Origin of the sequence: Enterococcus sp. 4G2_DIV0659, assembly GCF_002140715.2 — a bacterium.
GTDB classification, from domain to species: Bacteria; Bacillota; Bacilli; order Lactobacillales; family Enterococcaceae; genus Enterococcus_L; species Enterococcus_L mansonii.
This window is the reverse complement of sequence record NZ_NGLE02000001.1, coordinates 2,260,001-2,282,677: the sequence shown is the minus strand read 5'-3', so window position 1 is coordinate 2,282,677 and position 22,677 is coordinate 2,260,001. Positions and strand designations below refer to the sequence as shown.

Annotated in this window: 22 protein-coding genes and 7 tRNA genes (1 of these 29 running past the window's edge); 3 read left to right on the top strand and 26 right to left on the bottom strand. The window is 35.7% G+C overall.

The annotated features are described in order from the left end of the window. Positions 1 to 9 precede the first annotated feature (9 nt). The 7 genes from A5880_RS10620 to A5880_RS10590 all read right to left on the bottom strand — a co-directional run bounded on the left by A5880_RS10620 (position 10) and on the right by A5880_RS10590 (position 8,379). Positions 10 to 678 carry a hypothetical protein gene (locus A5880_RS10620; RefSeq protein WP_086329013.1) on the bottom strand — a complete coding sequence of 223 codons (669 nt, stop codon included), beginning with the start codon at positions 676 to 678 and terminating at the stop codon, positions 10 to 12. A 28-nt stretch (positions 679 to 706) separates the two neighbouring features. Next, on the bottom strand, positions 707 to 1,792 hold the full coding sequence (locus A5880_RS10615; RefSeq protein WP_086329012.1) for a WxLIP family cell surface protein: 1,086 nt from the start codon (positions 1,790 to 1,792) through the stop codon (positions 707 to 709). 102 nt (positions 1,793 to 1,894) lie between these two features. Beyond that, a complete protein-coding gene (locus A5880_RS10610; RefSeq protein ID WP_086329011.1) occupies positions 1,895 to 2,713 on the bottom strand; it encodes a WxL domain-containing protein in 819 nt (272 codons plus the stop codon). Positions 2,714 to 2,751: 38 nt separating this feature from the next. Further along, complete coding sequence (locus A5880_RS10605; RefSeq protein WP_086329010.1) at positions 2,752 to 3,558, bottom strand: WxL domain-containing protein; 807 nt, start codon at positions 3,556 to 3,558, stop codon at positions 2,752 to 2,754. After that, positions 3,555 to 3,914, bottom strand: coding sequence for an LPXTG cell wall anchor domain-containing protein (locus tag A5880_RS10600; protein WP_086329009.1), 360 nt, complete (start codon positions 3,912 to 3,914; stop codon positions 3,555 to 3,557). Before A5880_RS10600 ends, A5880_RS10605 begins: the two co-directional genes overlap by 4 nt. Before the next feature lie 18 nt (positions 3,915 to 3,932). Then, positions 3,933 to 7,349: an isopeptide-forming domain-containing fimbrial protein gene (locus A5880_RS10595; protein ID WP_086329008.1), complete on the bottom strand. Its 3,417-nt coding sequence runs from the start codon at positions 7,347 to 7,349 to the stop codon at positions 3,933 to 3,935. A gap of 331 nt (positions 7,350 to 7,680) precedes the next feature. Beyond that, on the bottom strand, positions 7,681 to 8,379 hold the full coding sequence (locus A5880_RS10590) for a winged helix-turn-helix domain-containing protein (protein ID WP_086329007.1): 699 nt from the start codon (positions 8,377 to 8,379) through the stop codon (positions 7,681 to 7,683). A gap of 364 nt (positions 8,380 to 8,743) precedes the next feature. Between A5880_RS10590 and A5880_RS10585 the strand changes: the two genes are divergently transcribed. Beyond that, entirely contained in the window at positions 8,744 to 9,082 is a 339-nt protein-coding gene (locus A5880_RS10585; RefSeq protein ID WP_086329006.1) for a hypothetical protein, read from the top strand. A gap of 151 nt (positions 9,083 to 9,233) precedes the next feature. Here A5880_RS10585 and A5880_RS10580 read toward each other — a convergent pair whose 3' ends face one another. Beyond that, on the bottom strand, positions 9,234 to 9,665 hold the full coding sequence (locus A5880_RS10580; RefSeq protein WP_086329005.1) for a hypothetical protein: 432 nt from the start codon (positions 9,663 to 9,665) through the stop codon (positions 9,234 to 9,236). Between the two features lie 330 nt (positions 9,666 to 9,995). On the opposite strand from A5880_RS10580, the gene A5880_RS10575 reads away from it, so the two are divergent. After that, positions 9,996 to 10,436, top strand: coding sequence for a MerR family transcriptional regulator (locus tag A5880_RS10575; protein ID WP_086329004.1), 441 nt, complete (start codon positions 9,996 to 9,998; stop codon positions 10,434 to 10,436). A gap of 23 nt (positions 10,437 to 10,459) precedes the next feature. Further along, positions 10,460 to 11,035, top strand: a complete 576-nt coding sequence (locus tag A5880_RS10570) for an NAD(P)H-dependent oxidoreductase (RefSeq protein ID WP_086329003.1) — start codon at positions 10,460 to 10,462, stop codon at positions 11,033 to 11,035. Between the two features lie 96 nt (positions 11,036 to 11,131). Here A5880_RS10570 and A5880_RS10565 read toward each other — a convergent pair whose 3' ends face one another. The 18 genes from A5880_RS10565 to A5880_RS10480 form a co-directional block, all read right to left on the bottom strand. Then, positions 11,132 to 11,557: a GNAT family N-acetyltransferase gene (locus A5880_RS10565; protein WP_086329002.1), complete on the bottom strand. Its 426-nt coding sequence runs from the start codon at positions 11,555 to 11,557 to the stop codon at positions 11,132 to 11,134. Beyond that, positions 11,554 to 12,075, bottom strand: coding sequence for a GrpB family protein (locus A5880_RS10560; RefSeq protein ID WP_086329001.1), 522 nt, complete (start codon positions 12,073 to 12,075; stop codon positions 11,554 to 11,556). The genes A5880_RS10565 and A5880_RS10560 overlap by 4 nt, the downstream gene beginning before the upstream one ends. A 7-nt stretch (positions 12,076 to 12,082) precedes the next feature. Next, positions 12,083 to 12,772, bottom strand: a complete 690-nt coding sequence (locus A5880_RS10555) for a DUF1003 domain-containing protein (RefSeq protein WP_086329000.1) — start codon at positions 12,770 to 12,772, stop codon at positions 12,083 to 12,085. Positions 12,773 to 12,883: 111 nt separating this feature from the next. After that, the gene (locus tag A5880_RS10550; RefSeq protein ID WP_086328999.1) at positions 12,884 to 14,521 is read right to left on the bottom strand and encodes a peptide ABC transporter substrate-binding protein; all 1,638 of its coding nucleotides are present in this window, start codon (positions 14,519 to 14,521) and stop codon (positions 12,884 to 12,886) included. A 17-nt stretch (positions 14,522 to 14,538) separates the two neighbouring features. Beyond that, positions 14,539 to 14,862 (bottom strand): cupin domain-containing protein, encoded by a 324-nt coding sequence (locus tag A5880_RS10545; RefSeq protein WP_086328998.1) that lies wholly within the window; start codon positions 14,860 to 14,862, stop codon positions 14,539 to 14,541. A gap of 183 nt (positions 14,863 to 15,045) precedes the next feature. Further along, positions 15,046 to 15,531 carry a nucleoside deaminase gene (locus tag A5880_RS10540; RefSeq protein WP_086328997.1) on the bottom strand — a complete coding sequence of 162 codons (486 nt, stop codon included), beginning with the start codon at positions 15,529 to 15,531 and terminating at the stop codon, positions 15,046 to 15,048. A gap of 25 nt (positions 15,532 to 15,556) precedes the next feature. Further along, entirely contained in the window at positions 15,557 to 16,321 is a 765-nt protein-coding gene (locus tag A5880_RS10535; RefSeq protein ID WP_086328996.1) for a tyrosine-protein phosphatase, read from the bottom strand. A gap of 138 nt (positions 16,322 to 16,459) precedes the next feature. Then, positions 16,460 to 17,278, bottom strand: a complete 819-nt coding sequence (locus tag A5880_RS10530) for a histidine phosphatase family protein (RefSeq protein WP_086328995.1) — start codon at positions 17,276 to 17,278, stop codon at positions 16,460 to 16,462. A 19-nt stretch (positions 17,279 to 17,297) separates the two neighbouring features. Further along, on the bottom strand, positions 17,298 to 18,731 hold the full coding sequence (locus A5880_RS10525; protein ID WP_086328994.1) for a 6-phospho-beta-glucosidase: 1,434 nt from the start codon (positions 18,729 to 18,731) through the stop codon (positions 17,298 to 17,300). A 78-nt stretch (positions 18,732 to 18,809) separates the two neighbouring features. After that, positions 18,810 to 20,711, bottom strand: a complete 1,902-nt coding sequence (locus A5880_RS10520; RefSeq protein ID WP_086328993.1) for a beta-glucoside-specific PTS transporter subunit IIABC — start codon at positions 20,709 to 20,711, stop codon at positions 18,810 to 18,812. A 144-nt stretch (positions 20,712 to 20,855) separates the two neighbouring features. Continuing rightward, positions 20,856 to 21,695 carry a BglG family transcription antiterminator LicT gene (gene licT / locus A5880_RS10515; protein WP_086328992.1) on the bottom strand — a complete coding sequence of 280 codons (840 nt, stop codon included), beginning with the start codon at positions 21,693 to 21,695 and terminating at the stop codon, positions 20,856 to 20,858. A 255-nt stretch (positions 21,696 to 21,950) separates the two neighbouring features. Then, positions 21,951 to 22,022 (bottom strand) — tRNA-Glu (locus A5880_RS10510). Positions 22,023 to 22,034: 12 nt separating this feature from the next. Beyond that, positions 22,035 to 22,108 (bottom strand) — tRNA-Ile (locus A5880_RS10505). Positions 22,109 to 22,120: 12 nt separating this feature from the next. Next, a tRNA-Gly gene (locus A5880_RS10500) sits at positions 22,121 to 22,191 on the bottom strand. 17 nt (positions 22,192 to 22,208) lie between these two features. Beyond that, positions 22,209 to 22,281: transfer RNA gene (locus A5880_RS10495), tRNA-Phe, on the bottom strand. 15 nt (positions 22,282 to 22,296) lie between these two features. After that, a tRNA-Asp gene (locus tag A5880_RS10490) sits at positions 22,297 to 22,370 on the bottom strand. A gap of 47 nt (positions 22,371 to 22,417) precedes the next feature. Further along, positions 22,418 to 22,491 (bottom strand) — tRNA-Met (locus A5880_RS10485). Between the two features lie 145 nt (positions 22,492 to 22,636). After that, positions 22,637 to 22,677, bottom strand: a tRNA-Ser gene (locus A5880_RS10480) (it continues 49 nt past the right edge of the window).

Genomic DNA, 22,677 nt, shown 5'->3' with positions numbered 1-22,677 from the left:
CTCAAGTGTTTACTTTTTATTATCCAAAGCAGCTTCATTGACATTGTACAGTTTGAATACTTGTTGTTCATACGTTTGGACTTTACCGACATCCTTTTGATACTCTTTGGCTAAATCAGGATTATTATAAATTTGAGTGTAATTTCTCATAACATTTGTTCCTAGTTCTTTCATCGCATTGTAGTAGCGGTTTAATGTTAGCTGTCCTTCTTGGGTATTTACTGTACTGGCTTTTTTTGTTCCATAGCTTGCCATACTGTTCGCAAGGTAACGCAAGTTTGATTCGGTCTTTTCTTGTTTTTCTGATGCCTTACCAGCATTAGTTAATTCTTGTGTAAAATCCTCTAAAAGATAGTAACCTTTAGCGATTGAATCAGAATCATCCGTCGTTAAATGCATTGCTTGATAATAAGAAGCGTAAAAAGCTCCTCCTCCAAACAACACTCCTACTAACAAACAAATAATAGCAGTTGTTCGCTGGTGTTTCTTTTGCTTATTTAATCGCTTTTTGATCATCCGTAATTTTTTCTTCTTTTTCTTTGTTTTAGCTCTTTTTTTATTTAAGCGTTTCATTTGTTTGCCTGTTTGAAGTGTCAGAAATAGAAAAAGAATGAAGAATAAACAAGCAAGGACTGCCAACACTAATCCTATAGTAAAAAACCAATCTAATGCCGTCATGCTTTTTCCCTCCATTTATATTCAAGCATTAGTTATGTGTGCCAGAATCATTTTTCTTTTTGCGACGCAATCCTTTTCTAACGGTTTCTCTTTTCTTGCGAATCATGCGAATAATAAGGAATACTCCTACTATCACAATAAACAAACCGACAGCAACACCAATAATCAATAACCAATTAATTCCTTTTTCTTGAACTAATCCAACATCTCCTCGGTTAAATTTATCTGCTTCTTCTGCTGTGATTTCAAAAGCTTCTGTCCATTCCCATTTTTGACTGCCTGATGTTGCTAAAACATGAGCACGATATTTCCCTGGAACCATTTTTTCTCCTTGCATGCTTACAGGGAAAGTCATATTAGAATTAGGAGCCATTCGCATAGTTGATTTTTTTGTTTCATAGAGTACTGCATCCTTTTTATCAGACATAATTTGGACTTCCATTGATAGGTTGTCTAAAAAATTGGCTTTGCTATTGGATACATCTACGTATACAACATTTCGAGCATTTGACTGTCCGGCATTTACTTTATTTAACTTTAATTCTGGCACTACTTTGGTGTCTGTCTCTTGTAAAACCATTGCGATAATATACGCATATTTATTGATAACATTTGCACCGTCTTGTGTTTTTTGACTATCATCATCTGCTTTTTTCAATTGAATGCCGCCAACGATCAAACCGTCATAAGAGGATTTTGGCATGTTAATTTCTATGTCTACATTTTTTTCAGCATTTGGTGGTAAAATGACTTTGTCTGGAGCTTTAACAATATCAACAAAATCATATTTTAATGACGCATCCTTTTTTAAATTGACTGGCCCATACTCTAGAACACCATTCATATTTGTTTTTGCACTATTTAAACTGGTTTCTACAGTTATTTCTTTATCGCTTGGGTTTTTCAGTAATACTTGTACTTTTTGTTTTTGGCCAGGGGTCATTTTCAAATCAAAATAACCTGCGTCTTTATGTTGATTTTCGGGAAATTTAATTTCATAAACAAATCCAGTTGCACCGCCTGCTTCTTGTGCAAAGCTATCGGCAGACTTGTTGCTAAATATGATGATCGAGATCAGAATGGTTGTTACTATGTACACTATTTTTTTTTTCATAAAATGTCCTTCTCCCTAAGATATACAAGACGACTGATCCCTGATTAGGAACCAGTGTCTTGAGTATTTACTTTTTTTGTGTCGACTAAATGCTGCTTTTGATTACTCAGCAGGAGTAACTGGTGCTGGAGTATATTCGATTGACCAAGTAATGTCTGCAATATATTTACCTTTGACAATGCTTTGCCCTGCTGGAACTGTTAATTCAACAGAATCACCTGCCAAGCCTGTAGAAGCTTCTCCCAGACCATTTTTTGTGTCAGCAGCAGATGTACCAAACTCAGTATAGAATGTACCTAAGCCTTGAGCACCTGTTGATTCAGCAGTATTGTTATCATACACAAGTTTGCTTGTCCCATCTTGAGTTAAAACAAATGCTTCTGGACGTGCTGCTGGCCAGTTAGCTGCTGGCATATTTGAGTTTAAGAACCCATTTGCATAAGAAATTGTTGCATTTTCTAATTTGTTAGATCCATTAGTGAATTGTTTTGTCATCGCTGCTTTAATTTGATATTTGTGGTCATTTCCTGCACGTTTATCCGTCCATTGTACATAGTTTCCACGCGTTACAGTTGTTCCATCAGTTAATGTTAACGTAACTGGGTTTGCTTTAGTTTTCGTTGCTGTTGGTGATACACCAATTTTTTGGTTAGGGAAAATCAAATTAGATACAACATCGATAGTAATTGGTCCACCATCAGGATTAATAGTAATATCTGGATTTTCACCTGGATCAACTTTTGTTCCATCTGGATTTTCTGGATCACCAGGTTCATTTTTCCCATTGTCTTCTTCGTACGTTACTTCACCTTTACCTACTAATGGTTTCGCTTCTGTTTCAGCGTTTGCTGCAATTGGTGCTAACGCTCCTAGTGTGATTGCTGTTACTAATGCTACTGAACATAATGTTTTGATTTTCATGTGTGTTTCCTCCTAGTTTTTATGTGTGTGTTTGTGTGTTAAGGTAACTCAGCTAATATCCAAGTTAACTCGGTTTGATACTGTACTGGATGGATAGTGACTGTATCCGGCACAGATAGAAAAATGGCTTTATTTCCGTAGACTTGCTGATTTTCAAACTGTTCGTCTAAAATCGGCTGATTTTTTTCGTCTACTTTTGGAAAAAGAGTTGGTGTCTGTTCATGTTTATTTTCATCAGATGCTCCGAACGAAATAATCCAAGACCCTTTTCCTTGTCCTTGATCAGCAGACGCTACAGGAAATGTTATTTCTTGTGCATTTAATTGAATAATATCTTTACTGAGTTGAGGGGCTTTTTCTTGCGTGTAAGCAGAATTTGCCCAAGCTTTATCAAAAGATAAGACAGCGCCTCTCAATTCTTTTTCCTTCTCTTCTTGAATCACATCGTTTTTAAATTGGTATTCCTGACGAACTTGGAGTGTCCAACCAGAGCGCTCCGCTCTAGAATCCGTGATTTGTAAAAAGTTTCCTCTAGCACTAGGTCCATTGTGGAACAATTGAGCGTTAACATAGAAATTACGATTTGCTTCCGTAATCTTATTTTTGCCAAAATTTAAGGTCGGTGCAAAATCAAATCTAAGTTCTCCATCTGTTGAGGCTCCTGGACCTGGATTAACTGGTTTTTCTGGATTTTCTGGATCAACTGGTTCTTTAGGATACTCTCCAGTATATTCAACGGCACCATGTCCAGTCACAGAATGTTCCTCTGCAAACACCAAGTCTTTTGATTCCATCGTTACTAAAAATAGCATAGCGGCAGCTAACATTACCGGTTTTCTGTTCATTTTTCTGCCCCCTGTTTCTTTTTAGATTTCTTAAAGAAAAGAAACAATGCAAGAACAATGAGAACAATTCCAATTACGCCAACTGATCCTTTAATCATTTCCCCAGTGGAAGGATATCTTCCTATAGGTTTCACAATTTTTGATTCTGTTTGGCTGGTGGAAGTAGGGTCTGTGCTTGTTGATTCTATTGTTGGTTCAGTTGAATCCTCATAGAATGTAATGATTCCTTCAGTTGCTACTTGTCCTCCATTTTGGTTTTCAGCTGCATGCACAGATAGAGAAACTTGTGTCACTACCACCAAACCTAGAATAGAAGATAGCAAAATAAGCAAGATAGATAATCGTTTTTTATTCATCCTTTTCTCTCCTAAAAGTTATGGTTTGGTCGGTGGCGGACCTGCGACTAACTCCCATATGATAGTAGCTTCATATTTTCCTGCGTCTATAGATTGACCAGCGTCCACGCTTAATTTGAATCCATCGCCTTCTGGTGACCATGTGCCACTAATATTATAGGGTTCATTGCTATCATTTTTGCGTGATAGGATGGGTTGTGAGGCACCCATTAGAGTTAGCTCATCTTTTTGATGAACATATCTAATGGCTCTTGGTATAAAAGTACTCGGATCATCTACTTTCGCTAATTCTTTTTCTAAGCGAGCATTTAATGTCCACGTTTCTTGAACGGCACGTCCATCTTTCACAATTAAATCTCCACCTTCATAAGAAGGATTATCGATTTTTGTTCCTTTGGGGTTAAATTTCGTTGTCCCAAAATTGATTGTTTTTGGTGCTGAAACAAGTTCTAAAATACCAAAAACACTCCCACCAGGATTATCAACATTCGCATTTTTTGAAAATATATCATGTGCACGTTGTGGATCGTCAGCACCTTCTATAAACTCCCCTGATTCTCTAGGAGAAAAACCTGTTGCGATACCAACATTGTTGATCACTTTACCAACAGCTGCTTGTTGAACTTCTGTTTTAAACGTTACAGTGGCTTTTTCCCCAGGTTTTAAGTCACCAACGTTTACTGTTAATAAACGAGTATTTGGCTCATAAGTAAATTCATTTACTTCTGCTGGCACGTCATTGATCGTGACTTGTGCTGTTGTAGGATCAAATGATAACTCTTCTGGAATCTTATCTTTGAGTGTCACTGTCTTCCAAACCGCATCTAGATTCACATTTTTTCCATTAGTAGCTGTTAATGTGTATGTTAAGATATCACCAACTTGAGTCGTTTTACCCCCTGTGGAAATAACTGTTTTTTCCATTAATGGGTTGTCTGGAATCACATCTTCAACAATATATTTTGTTGCTGCTTTAAATGTTGCATCTCGATAGTTTAATCCGGACACCGGGTTGATATTGCCGTTTTCATTATTTGTAGGTGGTGCTACTGGGTCAAGTGTTGCTGTTATTTTCCCAGCATTATCTTCTAAAAAGATTTGCACGGTTTCACCGACATCTAAATACCTAGGCAAATTGTAAGCCCAACTACCATCATCACGCACGGTCCCTACCGCTGCTTGACGGACACCGTTAACCTCTACATAAATTTTTGCCTTTGGTTCTGCATCTTTACCAAGCAATTGCTTCATTCCATTATTCACTTTTCCACCATTAACTACGGCTGGTTCTGGCGGTGTGACATCTAAAACAGTCGTAGTTGGATCTGTGTCAGAAACCCAAGGGCCTCTAATCGCATGTGCTTTTATTTCCTTATTAGTAATGTTGAATTTCGTGTCTGTTTTTACCGCATACCCTTGATTATCTGTAGGTACTGTATATGTTGCTCCATACGTATCTGTATACGTTACTTGTGCTTGTCCAGCGGCTGCGTAAACTGGTTGTAAAATAACATTGCCATCTTCATCAAAATTATCGGTTGGTGTCATGCCAATTTTAACTCTTGCTTTGTAAGTCTTATCTGCATCTGTTACAGGAACCCATTCAACTTCTGGATTTGCATTCATACCGGCAATACGACGATATTGTGTCGCAACAAAGGTTCCTAAGCCAGGTTCTGTTGTTGTTACGTTTGCGGCTCCACCATTTGCCTTTGCTGAAAATTTTTCAACTTTCGCATAGGTTTGCTGAGACGGTCCCATCAATTCTGATCTCAAGGTCCATAAATCAATGTCGGAATCATTGATAGTAACAACGTTCGTTGCAACATTTCCTGTAGAAATCGCAGGGCTATTGCTGGTTGTACCTGTATTTTTATTTCGGATATCAAACCCTTTAGGTGAATTCATTGTAAAGGTTCGATTCGCCCCCCCTGTTATATCAACAATTGGACTCGTCGTAGAACCAACAATATAAATGCTCCCGCCAGGTTCTAACTGAAATGCTGTATCATTTGCATTAAATTGCATTACTGACCCATTACCACGACTAAGCAAGTTTACTGTTGCATCTTTTTTTACTACTAAAGACGAGCTAGCGTCATCAAATCGTACAGAATTTCCTTGCATATTCGAGTTATAGACTGACCCTTCACCAATCGTCATCGTACGATAATGTTGAAAAATAGCTGGGTAAGAAGCTCCTGTTGTCTCATTTTTTAAAGAAACTAATGCGTTTTTACCAACCGTGAATTCCATACTTTTGCTGGTAGACGCTGTATTCGTGGAATTTTCCACAAACCACACAGCAGAGTAATTTGCGTAAGTAACCGTTCCTCGCCACTGCGCCTTGTCTTCAATAATCATCCCGCCAGCATAATAATTTTCTTCCGTTGTCGTTAGATTCATATATCCGTACATTTGGATCATCGATTGATACGCGCGAATAAAGCGCCCAACACGATTACCATTTACAGGCTCTGTTGTGATATTCCCAGTTCTAAAAGTCCAACCAGCAACATTGGCAGTTCCGTTGCTACCGTTTACAAATGCATACCTACCAGCAGAAGAAAGACCATTGTTTAAGTTTTGTTGCGCAACCATATCATGAATATGGAAAAATCCAATGCCATCTGTGGGACTATTAATTTCAAAACTTCTGGCATTTAAATGCAACTGATGACCTGCTCCGTCAATTTCAATTGATGTTCTACGATTATTCATTGCTTGATTGCTAGGGTTAGAAATATCTGCTTCTAAGACAATCTTTGTAACAGTAGCATCGTTATAAGCCGTACGAAGCTCATCCCAAGTGCTCACATATTTTACATTTACTTCTGGATTGAACCCAATCGCAGTATTCGCAGCTTGGTTTGCTTGCTCTATTTCTTCAGTTGTAGGACCAGGTTGCCCAAGATCACCAGGATAATTACCTGTAAGAAATGGTTTTGCAGAAACTGAAAAAGGGGAAATAGTTGTTTCTTCAGAATTCTTACTCATAGAAAAATTGATTTTATCAGACGCCAGTTCTTTGTTTGACATATTCTTTAAAATAATTTTTCCTTCCGTTGCTTGATCCCATCGTTCGACATAAAAATTAATTTCTACAGGCTGGTTGTGACTATCAACAACAAGCATTTTTTCTGTTGAACGCATCGTCTCTTTTACTGTAATTTTTCCTTGGCTAACACCTTTTTGAAGAGCATCTGTTGTTTCTTCATGTAATCCTTCAAAAGAAAGAGTAAATTCTTCGGATCCTTTTTCAGTGATTTTCAGTGTCACAGGAATTTTCCCTTCTGAATTTTCAACCCCTATTTTAATAGAATACATGTCATTGGACGCTTTCAACGGGGTTATATTACGATAAACAATTGCCGTAAAAACACCTGTCAACAAAACAAGCATCAACATAAAATAAGACTTTTTTCCGATTTTCATATTCTTTCAACTCCTTCCTTGCTATTTTTTTAGTGCGTCTGCCTTAAAAGAACACACAATTTATTTCTATTTTTCTTGCCAATCGCTTTATTTTTTGATACATTCACATTGCAGGGGAAAATTAGCGCTGATTATTTGTTCTTTAATCCATGGAGAATCCCATTCTCTATTTTGGATGTTAACAAATCGGCACTGATTTTCTCTATTTTTGTTTATGTTCAACAATTGGCTAGAAAAAGAGAAAACATACATTCCTCGTTCGTTGTCACCGTCATCGTCCTCACTCTCGTTCAGATCAACCGCCATGACAGAGTTTATTAAACAGTTACATTTACAACATCAATTGATATCCTTTTGAACGAACAGTTCTAATATATCTAGGATGTGCGGCATCTTCTTCAATTTTTTGTCTTAAATGAAAAATCAAATTAGATACCCGATATTGTTTGTTCTTACTTTCATCTTTCCAAACATTTTTATAAATTTCTTCGTATGAAACAGCAACTCCTGGCTGCGTTTGTAAAAATTCCATCGTTTTAAATTCTAACTTCGTCAAATTGATTTCTTTCCCATTTAAGACAACGCTAAAGTTGCATGCTCGCAATTGCAAATCGGATGAATCCATTGGCTTTTTTGTTTTCTTTAGGTTATTTGTCATGACCGAATATGTTCGATCATATCTGTTAAATGCGTTCGTCATCAAAAGTTTATATTCTTCTGGATCTGTCTCCGTGTCGAATATACCATCTGCACCAAGCCGCAAATAAACAATGTGATTCATTTTGTTTGCTCTTTCTGAAATTATCCAAATAAACATATCCTGTTTTTTCTTTAAATCAATAATCATTTCGCAAATAACACCAATATTTTGTATATGCTGTTCATAGATGACAATACCGTGATAGTTCTCTATTTTATCATCGCTTTCATATCTACTACTTAGATGTATGCTTAGTTGCTCACTTTTTAATAGGTCTGCATATTTTTTTTCATCCGCCCCATCAAGCAAAACAAATCCTACATTGTACATGCTGCCGTTCCCCTTTATAAAGTAATCAGCTTATCAGCTGCAAGTATTATTCTAAACTAATCTACATCACTTTTACACCAAAAACATATTTTTTAGATATATTTACCATATATTATTCGAATAAAATTAATTTTAATCTATTTTTTTTATTAAGTCTACCAAATCCCAGTCTTTTATTTATCATATTTTTAAATAAAAATATAAATTTTTGAGAATTATGTGTATTTTATATCTTTTTTCAAATATTATTTTCTTTATTTACTTTCTATAAATAGAATACATTCAGGAGAAATGGCTCTTTATCATTAAATAAGTGGATTCATACAGTTATGTTATAATAAATAAAAAAAGGAGCAGGCTTGGGATGAACAGAAGAAAAAAAATAGAAGAATTGAAGCACAGCTTTAGCGATGAGAAAAAGTTTGTTGACACTGGGTATTATCGAATTCGAACGCTGGATGAACAATCGATTGAAATGGCTTATTTAGTTGCGGGATCGTGCGGTGAGACAATTGTTCATCCCCAAATTACAATTTTATTTGATGAACATAAAACAATCGGTATTACGTTGATTGATATGCTAGCTTCTCCACCTAAATTTTTACATCGAGATCTTACAAATGAGCAAGAAATTGATTTAGAACTAGATGCTTTAATTGAAAAATTCTCTCATGCAGCTATAATTATAAAAAAACAAAATTAGGCCAAAAAGGGTATGAGAAAAAAGTAAACATCACTTTTTTCCTCATACCCAAACTGCGAATAGTAGTCATCTTTTTATATAAAAAAATAATTTCATCTTTAACAAACAAATACGTCGATGTTAAAACAATGTATTTATCTTATTAAATTATTTACATTTTATGCACGCTATGTGCGCTTTGAATGCCGCCACAAGCCTCTTTACAAGCTTGATTGATTAGTCTAAATGAACTTTCAGTGCCATTCAAACCACGTTTATATTTGATTTCATCAATCACTTCACACTTATCGTTTAACGCTTCAAGCCAAAAATAGATCCCCTCTTTATAAGCATCCAAACCTTCAAGCAGGATTCTTGTTGCTTCTTTTTCGCCATAATGAACTAAGTTTTTTCTAAAACTAGCTTCTTCTACAAAGAACCGATTAACATTGTTTCGGCAAAATAAATATGTATCTTTACCTCTTCTGTTAATGGCTTGGCTACAGCTGTTCTCTTGTACTTCCTTAGAAATGGCATTAAAAATCTCATTGTAGACTTCAACACGTTGCATTACTGACAAAATCATATCTGTATAACTAAACATAATGCTCTCTCCTCCCATAACTAAGCAGCTAAAACCGCTGACTTATGTTCATTATAGTATCTCTCAATCTCTTATATCAAGTAATATGCTATTAAATTGAAGTTTTTTTGTCATTTTTTTCATTCCTATCTCTATTTTTTTTGAACTTTAAAACAAAAAAAACAAGCCAATCCCTAGTATTTGCAAGGAAAACAGAGCTTTTTAATAAAAAAAAAGAACTATTTTTTATTTTACATAAAAGATTAAAATCATTACCACCTAATTTTAACTATAAATTGTGATTGACATTGGAGTATACTCCAATGTTAAGATGATTTTGAGGTGATATTTATGGAATCTACATGGACAATCAAAGAGATTGCTCAACGCGTTCATTTGAGTGAAGACACAATTAGATATTATGAAAAAGAGAAGTTACTTTTTCCAAAACGAGATATCAATAATTATCGTATATACGGTGAAAATGAATTTGCGCGTTTAAAATATATTTCGGTCATGAAATATGCACATTTTTCTTTAAAAGAGATGAAAGAACTACTTAAGTTATTTGATCAACCTGTTTCTTTAGAATGCGATCAACGTAGTCGGAAATTGTTGGCAGATAAAATCCTATCATTAGAAACAGCTATCCGCCATTATCAAATGATTATTGAATCAATGAACTCTTTGCCCATTCCTGAAACTTACGAAGAATGCGAGAGCAACTTCGAACAAATGAAAACTGAATTATTGTTGTTTACCGATACAATCTTTAAAGATTTACATCATTAAATTTATTTTAGGAGTGAGTATAAATGAACGTGTTGATTATCTATGCATACCCAAATGTAACAGGATATACCCATGCTATTTTGACAAGTATTCAAGAAGGTACAAAACAAAAGAACACCGTGGATATTATTGATTTATATAAAGAAAACTTCGATCCTGTATTGGTATTCAATGAGACCAAAAAAAGACGAAATATGAAATTTGAAGAAGAAACGGCGATTTACCGTGAAAAGATTTTATGGGCGGATCACATCATTTTTATTTTCCCTATTTGGTGGGGTGGAATGCCGGCAATTTTGAAAGGATTTATTGATAAAGTTTTCAGTAAAGGCTTTGCTTACGATTATAAAGGGCATTTACCGATTGGTCTTTTAAAAAATACATCTGCTTGGATTATTACAACTGAAGATGCGCCAAAATGGTATAAAACCTTTTTCCAGCAAGATTACGGCACTGTTTTAAAAAAGCAAGTTCTACATATGTCAGGTATTAAGAACGTCAAACATTATTCATTATCTTCATTGAAAAATCGAAGCGACAAACAGCGAGCAGCTTTTTTACAAAAAATGTTTGAAAGAAGTACTAGCTTAGCTAATTAAGTTAGCTGTATTGAAAAGACAAAAGTTTTTATTTATTCAAATTTAGGATGGGATTGGGGCATAACTTCACAAGTCATAACCCAACCTCATCCTAGATCATTTTCTTAAGTGTAAAATTGGATACGCTCTACTAGCTTCATCCACTTCACTACGATCGTATACGGTAAAGCCCATTACTTGATAAAATGCTTTTGCAGATTTATTTTGTTCATTCACATCAACAAATTGAATAGTCTGTTCATTGAATAAATCAGTAAGAATTTGTCTACCGTACCCTTGTCCAATAAATGCAGGATCTAAAAAAAGCATTTCTATTTTATTCCCATCAACTCCAGAAAAACCAATCATTTTTTCTTGGTCAAACCAAAGTTGAACATCCAAGTTTGGAAAATACGTAGGCAATTCTTGTTTGATTGCTTCAAAATCTTCTATTCGTAAAAAATCATGTGTTTGTTTCACTGATTTGCTCCAGATTTCTACTAAAGAGTTGTATTCTTTTTTTGTTGCTTTCCTATGCTTCATAAGTCCTCTCTTTTCCAACTGATAGATTTCCGATCAATTTCTTTGATAAAAGCATCTTTGCCCTCGATGTAAGATTGAATATCATAGGGAAATTTTTTCGCTAGTTTCACTTTTAATTGGCTGTACTCTTGTGCCTCTTTTGAATGGTGGTTCAAATAATCTCTAAAGTTTAGGTGACGCTCAATTTCTGGATTTCCTTTTTGAAAAACGTGAACATGGTGACTTCTGTACGTTGCTCCTTTTATAAAAAAGCGGCGTTTTGAAATCCCATTTTCACCTAAACATTCATAGCCTAATCGTTGCATTGCAGGTTGATAATGAGCCACTTTTTCAATATCATTTACCACCACTAAAATATCCAATATTGGTTTTGCATAGATACCTTCGATTGCGGTACTGCCAATATGATGAATAGCTATTAATTCGTCTGTGAAAACTGCGTCAAGTTGTTCTTTCATTTGTTTAAACTGATCTTTCCACTCTTTTTTGGCACCTACCACTTCAACTTTTCTTTCCATTCTTGTTTCATTCCTTTTTACTTAGTTCATTGATTTGTTCTTGCAATTCCCCTAATAATTCAATCTGCATATTTTGCATTTGAACTAAATGTTGCCATTGGCTGTTAATCAAATAATCCATTTTTTCATGAAGTAAATTAACTTCTATTTCAGCTTTTAGATTGACTTGATAGTCATTTGCAGCTTGTTTTCGGTCTCTCTCTTCTTGTCTATTCTGACTCATCATAATAACCGGTGCTTGAATAGCCGCCAAGCAGGATAAAGCTAAATTAAGTAAAATATACGGATATGGATCAAATGGTTTGAAAAAAATCATTGTGGAATTGACCGCAATCCATGTAACTAAAATAGCAATAAAAATGAAAATAAATGGCCAGCTTCCACCGAATTTAGCAATCCCATCCGCTGTTTTTTGTCCTGTTGTCAAGTTTTGCTCTGCAGAAGAATCTAGCTTATCGGTAATCGTGGTGTTCTTTTTAATACTCTGCATAATCGTTTCATTTAATTGTTCCATTTTTCCGGAATCGCTTGAAATCAGTTCTTTGATATACTCTAAACGATAATTCAGTAAGTCAGGAAACGCCACCTTCGAATCTTCAGTAAGGTCTGGGCGTAGTTTAAGAATATACAAACGAATTTCTTCTTCAACATTCTTCAAAATAACTCCACTTGCTTGTTTTTGATGTTTATTTGTCATTGTCTTCTACTCCTTTTTTCTATATATCTATATGATACAATGTTCTAGCTCTTCGGGATATTGATTTGATTAAAAAAGCCTTTCTTTTTGAAAGACTTTCTAAAAATAAGATTATTCAGTTTCTTTATACATATTTTTCAGTGTTAATGGTGCCGCAAAAGTATGGTAACTCACACCTTTGACTTGAGGATTTTGTAAAACAGATTGTTGGTTTTGACTAATGATAATCATTCCAGCAGTGTTTTCAATTCCTTCTTTTTCAGCAGCAATCAAGGCGTCCCAACGTCTTTGTAAATCTGTAGCATATTTTTTAGACGCTTCATCTAATAACAAATCATACGTAGGATTAGCATAATTTCGATCATTTCCTGAACGAAGCATCCCTAGAGTCGATATTGGATCTTGATAATCAGGCGTCCAATAAATCAAGAACATATCATAATCACTTTCACGACTTAAATTTAGTGCCGTTTCCGTTGGCAATGCGGACAGATTGATTTTTAAGCCAGAAAATAGTTTTTCTAAACTTCCTTGTAGACTTTCACCCATTTTTCTATAGGAACCGTCGTCTGTAACCATTAAATCCAGGGTAATTTTTTCTCCCAACTCTTTTTTAGCTAGTTCCCAATACTTTAAGGCTTCTTCTTTATTATAGCTCATCAGATTGCCTGCTTCTTCACGAAAGTCTATACCTGTTTTTGGATTACTTACAAATCCTTCTGTAATAGCACCGTATAATGGTTTTGAACCATCAGCAATCACATTGTTTACTAAATTTTCTTTATCGATCCCTAGTGCTAAGGCTTTTCTTAAATGCTCATTTTTTAGCGGTGTATCCTTGCCTTTGCGTTTTTGATTTAAACGAATGTAGTTCATCGTTGCACTCGGATAGGAATGATAGTCTGGGTTACTTTGATTTTGTTTGGCTAATTCTCCTGTGATTGTCGCAATATCCAACTGTCCATCTTCAAAAAGGTTTAGCGCTGTAGATGCTTCTTTGACAACTTCATAATGAATGTTTTCTGATTTTACATTTTGGCGATCCCAATACTTTTCATTTTTCTTTAAGTCCCATCTTAAGTCTGTTTGTTTCCAATTTTCCACGATAAACGGGCCATTATAAACGGTTTTTTCACCTGTTGTGCCATAATCTTTACCAAATTTCTCTACAGCTTTTTGATTTTGCGGGAAAAATGTTGGAAACGCTAAAACAGAGGGAAAATATGGTTTTGCTTCTTTTAGTTTTACTTCTAATGTATGATCATCGATCGCTTTTACTCCTAATTCATCCACTGTTTTTTGTCCAGCCGAAATTTCTTCTGCATTTAAAATAGTATCTACCACTAAAAAGCTATAGACAAAACCATTTTTAGGATCAATCATTTTTTTCCATGCATATTCAAAATCTTTAGCGGTAACTGGATCATCGTTACTCCAAATAGCCTCTTTTCGTAATGTAATTGTGTACGTTTTACCGTCCTCAGAGATAGAAGGCATTTCCTTGGCTACGGCTGGAATTAATTGATCTTTGTCATCTAGTGCATACAATCCTTCAAATGCTGCAGTTTGAACGATAGCATCTGGAAAATCTAACATAACCGATGTATCCAATGTCGTTAATTCCGATGGAGACATTAGATTTAATGGTTGTGATTCTTTAACTGTTCTCTCTTTTTTTTCACTAGAGCATCCCGAAACAATCATCAGAATTAACGTTAATCCAATGATTGATGTAATTGTTTTTTTCATACATTTCTCCTCTATATTCATTTTTTAATGCGCTCAACCAATACCCAAACAACCACTGCTGGTTCATCTCCATCATTATAGTTGATATGACCTTCGCCAGCTTCGATCAGTTGTGCATCACCCGGCATTCCCACAAGATCTTGTCCGTCTTCTAAAATCGTATGTGCTTTTCCCGAAACCACATACGAATACTCATCTTGCTCATGTCTGGCAAATCCTTCGAGCGGTCTTTTTTCACCTGGTTGTAAAATAACTACACCCATCTGAACATTTTCATTTGGCTGGTTTTCAGCATCAAAAAACACAGTCATTTCTTGAGGTAGTGATGGTTTAATGATCATTATTCGTTCCCAACTCCTTTTGTATTTTTATGGTTATTTTTTCTATTATTCACTTATCTCATTAAAATGTCAATATTTTATCGGAAAATTCTGAATTTTTAAAAAAAGAAGATTGGAACATAACTCAGCGAGCCACATCCCAATCATTTCAAAGCTTAATAAAGCTGTCTTGCCTTATCCTTTTTAGTTATTCCAGTATCCTTGATGAACAGTGGCCGCGGCTTGTTCAACTTCTGGAAACGGTCCTAAAACTTGAATCTCTTTTTGCCCATGTTTTAATATTTCCTTTGAAGGTAAATTAAATGTTGGATTCTGTTTATTATCACCTGTTAGTTCCAGTAGACGTTTTTCAGTCATGGCATACACAATTGTTCCTATATTTGCCCAATAAATCGCTCCTGTACACATTGCACATGGTTCAGCGGTAGTATAGAGGGTACATTCCCATAAAAATTCTTTGCTGTATTTTTCTGACGCTTTCGCTGCTAAAGTCGTTTCCGCATGTCCTGTACAAATATGTTCAGTGATTTCAATATTTTCCTGCTCTAAAAGAACAGTTCCTTCTTTGCCTACTAATAGAGCGCCAAAAGGAGTATTTCCATGTTCACGAGCCTGTTGAGAGAGTTCAACGCAGCGATTTAATAAATCAATATGTTGGTTTCTATTCATATGAATCCTTTCTTACCCCTGCTATCTAATCTACTAAAAAGCGTTGATTGATGATTTCTTTGGTTCCTTTATCAATACCAATTGCTTGTTTTAAATATGCACTGATGTCGCCATATTGTTTTTCAACTGTTTGATAAAAATTGTCTAAATAACTTTTATCTACATTTAGAGCAACCTGTAGCGCTTCTAAATTAGAAGCTTCTAACTGTTGCGCATTTTTCGCTTGTTCTAAAATCCATGCATTTTCTTTTTGTCTTAGTTTGTTGGTTAGTAAATAGTCTGTGTAAATAGCTTCTCTGGGTGTATTTAACGTCTCCAATAATAAAAGTGCTGCAATTCCTGTTCGATCTTTTCCAGCAAAACAGTGGAATAGCAAGCTCTCTTGGTTTTCTAAATTTAAAACATGCTCGAAAAACTGTGTATATCCTTTTTGAGCTACACTGTTTAATGCGATATCTGAATAAAGCTTTTCCATATAAGAGGCTGATTTTTCAGGTGAGCCGATTTTAACAAAATCCCCAATTGAAGCTCCTTCATCTTGAATATCTTCTAATATATCAATATGAATGTATTCAGCTTCAGGTACAGGTTTATCTGGTCTTTCTTCTACTTCAGCTTCACTTCTCAAATCAATGATTTTGCCTAAACGATAATTTGTTGCTAAACGTTGTTCATCTTCTTTGGTTAAATTAGATAGTTCTCCCGATCGTAAGAAAACGTTCTTCTTGATTTCTTTTCCTTCTTGATTTTTGATGCCGCCAATGTCACGGAAATTTGTAATAGTTAGCATAATTTATCCCTTTTCCTTCTTTTTGTTCTTATTATACACAAAAAATGAGTAGAATTGTTTCAAAAGCTGATGAAAAAATGTAAAACCCAAAACAAAACTAAAAACCAGTTTTGTTTTGGGCTCTGCTGGTCTGTTTACTTACTTTTGTCCAGCTTCAACATAGCTTAAGTCATTAACTTTATCTAATGTGTACTTGCCATCTTTGTACTTCACTGTACAAACACTAGCATTTTTCAATCCGCCTTCTGGGATTTTATACTCTTCAAACAGTGTCGCTAACAAAGCTGAAATACTCAATCCATGTGAGGCGATCAGTATATTTCCACTACCTTCATTGTTTATTTCTTTTTCAATGATATCTTCTATACCAGCTTTAAGACGCGTTGTTATCGTTTTATAATCTTCAGCTGGCCAATTGATTTTTGCTTCTTCAACATTTTTTGCATCTAATTTCGCCACACTATTAGCAAATGATTCTGGCGTCATATTTTTTAAAAATTCTTCCAATGTTATCCCTTGATCATCTGCAATATCTTGCCACATTGTATGATTCAAATCGCCTTCATATGTGCCAAAATTGAATTCCCTTAAACGTTCATCCGTAATCACTTTTAAATCAGAAGATTTTTTATTTTCTTTGATAATTAAATTGGCGGTTTGAATCGCTCGTCCGCTGTCACTACTATACGCATTTTGAAAATCAATATCTTTCAAGCCGACTCCAGCAGCTGTTACAACTTCTTCTCCAGCTTTTGTTAAAACTGCATCAGACCATCCCTGTACACGATCAGTTGTATTCAACATTGTTTTCCCATGTCTAACAATATATAAGGTTAATTCTTTAGATGCTTCTTTTGACGAATCAGATTCTGATTTATTTTTATTACTATCACCACACCCTGTCGCAACAAACAAACTTAAGCTTAGTACCCCAAGAAACTTAACTAACTTCTTCATTAATTTTTCCTCCTAAAAATTAATTGTTCGTCAAATCTTCCCCATTTGTGGCAATGACTTTTTTATACCAGTCAAATGATTTTTTCTTCGAACGTTTCAATGTACCGTTCCCTTCATTGTCACGATCCACGTAGATAAAGCCGTAGCGTTTTTTCATTTCACCTGTTCCAGCTGACACTAAATCGATACAGCCCCATGTTGTATAGCCTAGTAAATCTACACCATCCAGTTCTACGGCATCTTTCATCGCTTGGATATGAGCCGCTAAATACTCAATACGATAATCATCGATTACATTGCCGTGTTCATCTGGTGTATCCACTGCTCCTAAGCCGTTTTCCACGATGAATAATGGTTTTTGGTAACGGTCATATAAGTCGTTCATTGTTGTACGCAAACCTAATGGATCGATTTGCCAGCCCCATTCGCTTGCTTCTAAATAGGGGTTTTTCACTGAAGCAAAGATATTCCCTGCGGTTTGTTCATTGATGGCTGGGTCCGTTGATTGCACACGTGAAGAGTAATAAGAGAACGAGATAAAATCAACAGTATGCTCTTTTAGTAACTCTAAATCGCCGTCTTCAATCGGTAAGTCAATTCCTTGGCGTTCTAGTTCTTTCAACGCATAGGCTGGGTATTCCCCGCGAGATTGAACATCAATGAAGAAAAAGTTCTCGCGATCAGCTTTCCGTGCTGCCCAAACGTCTTCTGGCTTACACGTATACGCATAGTTTGTCCCTGCTGCTAACATACAGCCCACTTGGTTTTCTGGATCTACTTCATGAGCGATTTTAGTCGCGATGGCACTGGCCAATAATTCGTGGTGTGCCGCTTGGTATTTGACTTGTTCTTTGTTTTCGCCTTCTTCAAAATAAAGTCCAGCACCCATAAATGGTGCGTGTAAAATCATATTGATTTCATTGAAGGTCAACCAATATTTTACTAGTCCTTTATAGCGATTGAAGATTACGTTACATAGATTTTCATAGAATCCGACTAATTCACGACTGCGCCATGCCCCATATTTTTCCACCAGGTGCATCGGACAATCAAAGTGAGTGATCGTTACAAGAGGCTCTATATTGTATTTACGACATTCTTTGAACAAATCTTCATAGAACTTCAAGCCTTCTTCATTCGGCTCTGTTTCGTCTCCTAGAGGGAAAATACGACTCCAAGCGATAGATAGACGGTAGGTTTTAAAGCCCATTTCGCCAAATAAAGTGATGTCTTCTTTATAACGATGATACATGTCGATTGCGTTTTGAGCTGGGTAAAAATGTTCGTCATCAAAATCAAACATTTTCATCTCCCCTGTGATTACTGGAAAACGATCTGGTCCAACAGGAGCTAAATCGACGTTTGCTAACCCACGTCCTCCTTCGTTATATCCACCTTCACATTGATTGGCCGCTGTTGCGCCGCCCCATAAAAAGTCTTTTCTAAATGCCATAGTCAAATTCCACCCTTTATTCTAAATTTTGAAAGTGGAACAAAACATTTGCTGTTTTACTCCACTTCATTTTTTACTTTATGCTAAACCTGTAATTAATGTATCATTTGACGTTACTTCGCGATCTTGTGTTTCCACAATGTCTAAATAATCGGCAGTATTTGTTACAATAATAGGTGTTTCCACGCTATAACCTGCTGCTTTAATTGCATCAATATCAAATGTCACTAAAACTTGTCCTTTTTTTACTTTGTCTCCTTGAGCAACTTTGCCTTCAAATCCTTGTCCTTCCAGCTGAACGGTGTCCATACCAATATGAATCAATAACTCCATTCCTTGATCTGAAATCAATCCAATAGCATGTAACGTTGGAAACAGTGTCATTACCGTACCATCAAAGGGCGCTCTAACTACACCTTCAGTTGGCTCAATTAAAACACCTTTACCTAATGCACCTTGAGCAAACGCTTGATCACTCGCTTTACTTAGTGGTAAAACATTCCCTTTAACAGGACTTAGAACCGCTTCTTTTATCGCTTTTTGTGCTTTATCTTTTTTGGTGTCTTCTTCAACAACTTCATTATCTTTCCAGAAGAAGAAAGTTAATCCGAAGCCTACTACAACTGCAATTAGAATTGCTACAAATGAGTGCATCATTCCGCTTGCATCATCACCATTGATAAAGTTTAAAACACCGAAAATACCTAAGCCACCCATTGTATAAGAAGTTACACCATTAAACATTAAATACAATCCGCCGATTGCGCCTCCAACCATTGAGAAGATAAACGGTGTTTTTTTAGGTAATGTAATTCCGTAAATCGCTGGTTCTGTTACACCAAAAATTCCTGAGATAATTGCTGGTGGACATAACGCTTTGACTTTTTTATCTTTTAATTTGAAGAACATTGCCATAACAACAGCCGTTTGTGCAAAACTAGCTGCAAATGAACCTACCAATACCTGACTCGCTCCTTCTTGAGTAATTTGCATAATAGCAAGTGGTACAACACTCCAATGTAAGCCAAAAATAACCAATACTTGCCAGAAGAAACCAAGGATAACTCCATATAATGCTGGTGAAAAGCCCATTAGTGATTGGAATCCAGCACTTAATAAATCTGTTAACATGCTAATGATTGGACCAATTACTAGAAAACCGATTGGTAATGAAATCAATAATACAAAAAATGGTACTAAGAACGTTTGAACAACTTCAGGAATAATTCTTTTAGAAAACTTTTGAACCTGTGCTGCAAAAGCCACAATAAATATGATTGGCACAACACTACTTGTATAACCAGCACCAACCCATGGAATGCCTAAAAATGTATCATATGCAGGTAAACCTAATAAACTATATGGAGCTGCTGCACCTGCACCAGCAGTTTTTTCAAAAGCTGCTTGTAATGCACTGCCCTGTACTGTTGGATAACAAAGAGCCGCTCCGATAACAATCCCTACCATTGGATTTAAATTGAATTTTCTTGCAGCTGTGTAACCTAGAATCACTGGCATGAAATAAAAAATTGCATCGCCAATACCATTTAGCATCGTATAAGTCCCAGAAGTAGCTGAATATAATTTCAAGAAAACAAGTAATGCATTTAACCCTTTTACCATACCTGCAGCTGCCAAAGCCCCCAAAAATGGTTGGAAACATCCACTTAAAATATCGATTAAACGATTAAATAGATTTCCTCCAGACGATTCTTGTTCTGTATCTGATGAAATCCCAGCGATACTTACAACCTCTTCATAAACAGCAGGTACATGATTTCCAATGACCACTTGGTATTGTCCACCGCTTTTCATTACAGTAACAACGCCATCCATGTTTTTCAGTATATCGTCATTTGCCTTTGATTCGTCTTTTAACTTAAAACGTAAGCGTGTAATACAATGTGTCAAACTATTGATATTTTCTTTCCCACCAACGTTGTTTACAATTTTCTGTGCTAAATCATGATATTTTCCCATTTTTTGTTCCTCCAAAGTTTAGTTTTGTTAATACAATACATTTGAAGGTTTAGCCAACTTAATGTCACTATCCAAAAGGTTATTTTCCCTTATTTCCCTATCCACCTTTCTCTATTTCCTTATAATGAAGATTAAATAATCTTACTAGCTATTTGTTTGTACCACCCGTGCAATATGGATGATCAAGTACATTTTCTCTTCCTTGGTAACTGTATAATGATAATTTTCAGCTAAGAAATTAGCAATTTTATTTACACAATTGTAAGCATTCAAATATTTTTTTTTGATTACTTCATACAATTCTCCATCTTCTTCATCATGAAATTCTTTATGATTCAACAAACGATAAGCAAAAAATTTTAAATGCGTACTAAATCGATAAAAATAAACAGATTCTTCATTAAAAGTGATTTTAAAATGATATTTAACTATATTGGTAATTTCCTGCATCATCTTTGTTAACTCATAAACATTTCCTAATTCTTCATCCATTTCGGCATTAACTATGTGTAACGCAATAAATCCTGCTTCGTCCTCTGGTAACTGCACGTCAAATTTTTGTTTGACCATTTCTAACGCTTTGACACCAATCAGGTACTCGTCTGAAAAAAAACGCTTTATATCCCAGAGTAGAAAATTTTTCACTTCAATTCCCTGCTTTATTCTTTCAAGTGCTGTGTGAAGATGATCCGTCAGAGAAATAAAGATTGTATCATTTAATTTTCGCCCTAACTTCGTTTTAGCATATTTAATTATTTCATCCGATAATTGCATTACTTCTAAAGGTAGTTCACCTAATAATTCTTGAAATTTTACTGAAGTATCTTCATTTGCCAGGCGAAAAATTTGATCGATTTGTTCATTTGAAATATAGTCCCCAATTTTTCTTTTGAAAGCAATACCACGCCCCATAACAATCTGTTCTTGTCCATTTTCATCCAACGTAATCACAACATTATTATTCAAAATTTTTTGAATAATCATTTTTTCACTCCCTTCGCTTAGATACTCCTTTAGTATTGATAAAAAGAAAAACCCAACCTTTCCAAAAAAGAAGACACTCCTCCTCTTTGAAAAAATTAGGTTTAGCTTGTATTTAAACAATCACTATCCACTTTATTTACTTGTTTTGTACAACTATAGAATAGCTTATTATAAAACAAATGTCAACGTTTTCATAAAATATAACTTTGAAGATAACAAAAAAACATTTAGCTTTTTGCTAAATGTTTTCATAGATGACCCGTACGGGAATCGAACCCGTGTTACCGCCGTGAAAGGGCGGTGTCTTAACCGCTTGACCAACGGGCCTTTTAAAAATTATGGGCCTAAATGGACTCGAACCATCGACCTCACGCTTATCAGGCGTGCGCTCTAACCAGCTGAGCTATAGGCCCTTAAAGAAAAAAAGCGGGTGACGAGAATCGAACTCGCGACAACAGCTTGGAAGGCTGTGGTTTTACCACTAAACTACACCCGCATGTTTCTTCTTTGAAATGGCGCAAGACAGAATCGAACTGCCGACACACGGAGCTTCAATCCGTTGCTCTACCAACTGAGCTACTGCGCCAAAAATTAATGATAACGGTCTGGACGGGACTCGAACCCGCGACCTCCTGCGTGACAGGCAGGCATTCTAACCAGCTGAACTACCAAACCATTCGTTATTGTGTTGCGTCACTAATAACTTTTTGCTTTTAAAGCAATTGCGGGGGCAGGATTTGAACCTACGACCTTCGGGTTATGAGCCCGACGAGCTACCTGACTGCTCCACCCCGCGATAATTGTATAACTATGTATACTTAAAAGGTGTCTCTATGATTCTTTTGGCGATGCGGCTGTTTTCTTTTAAATAAGAAACTTCGCTCACTTTGTTCGCCAAGTACTGTTCGTCATCAGTGCTAAAGCACTGTGACTCTCAGCAAAGGAGGATAAGGGATTCGAACCCTTGCACGGTTTTACCCGC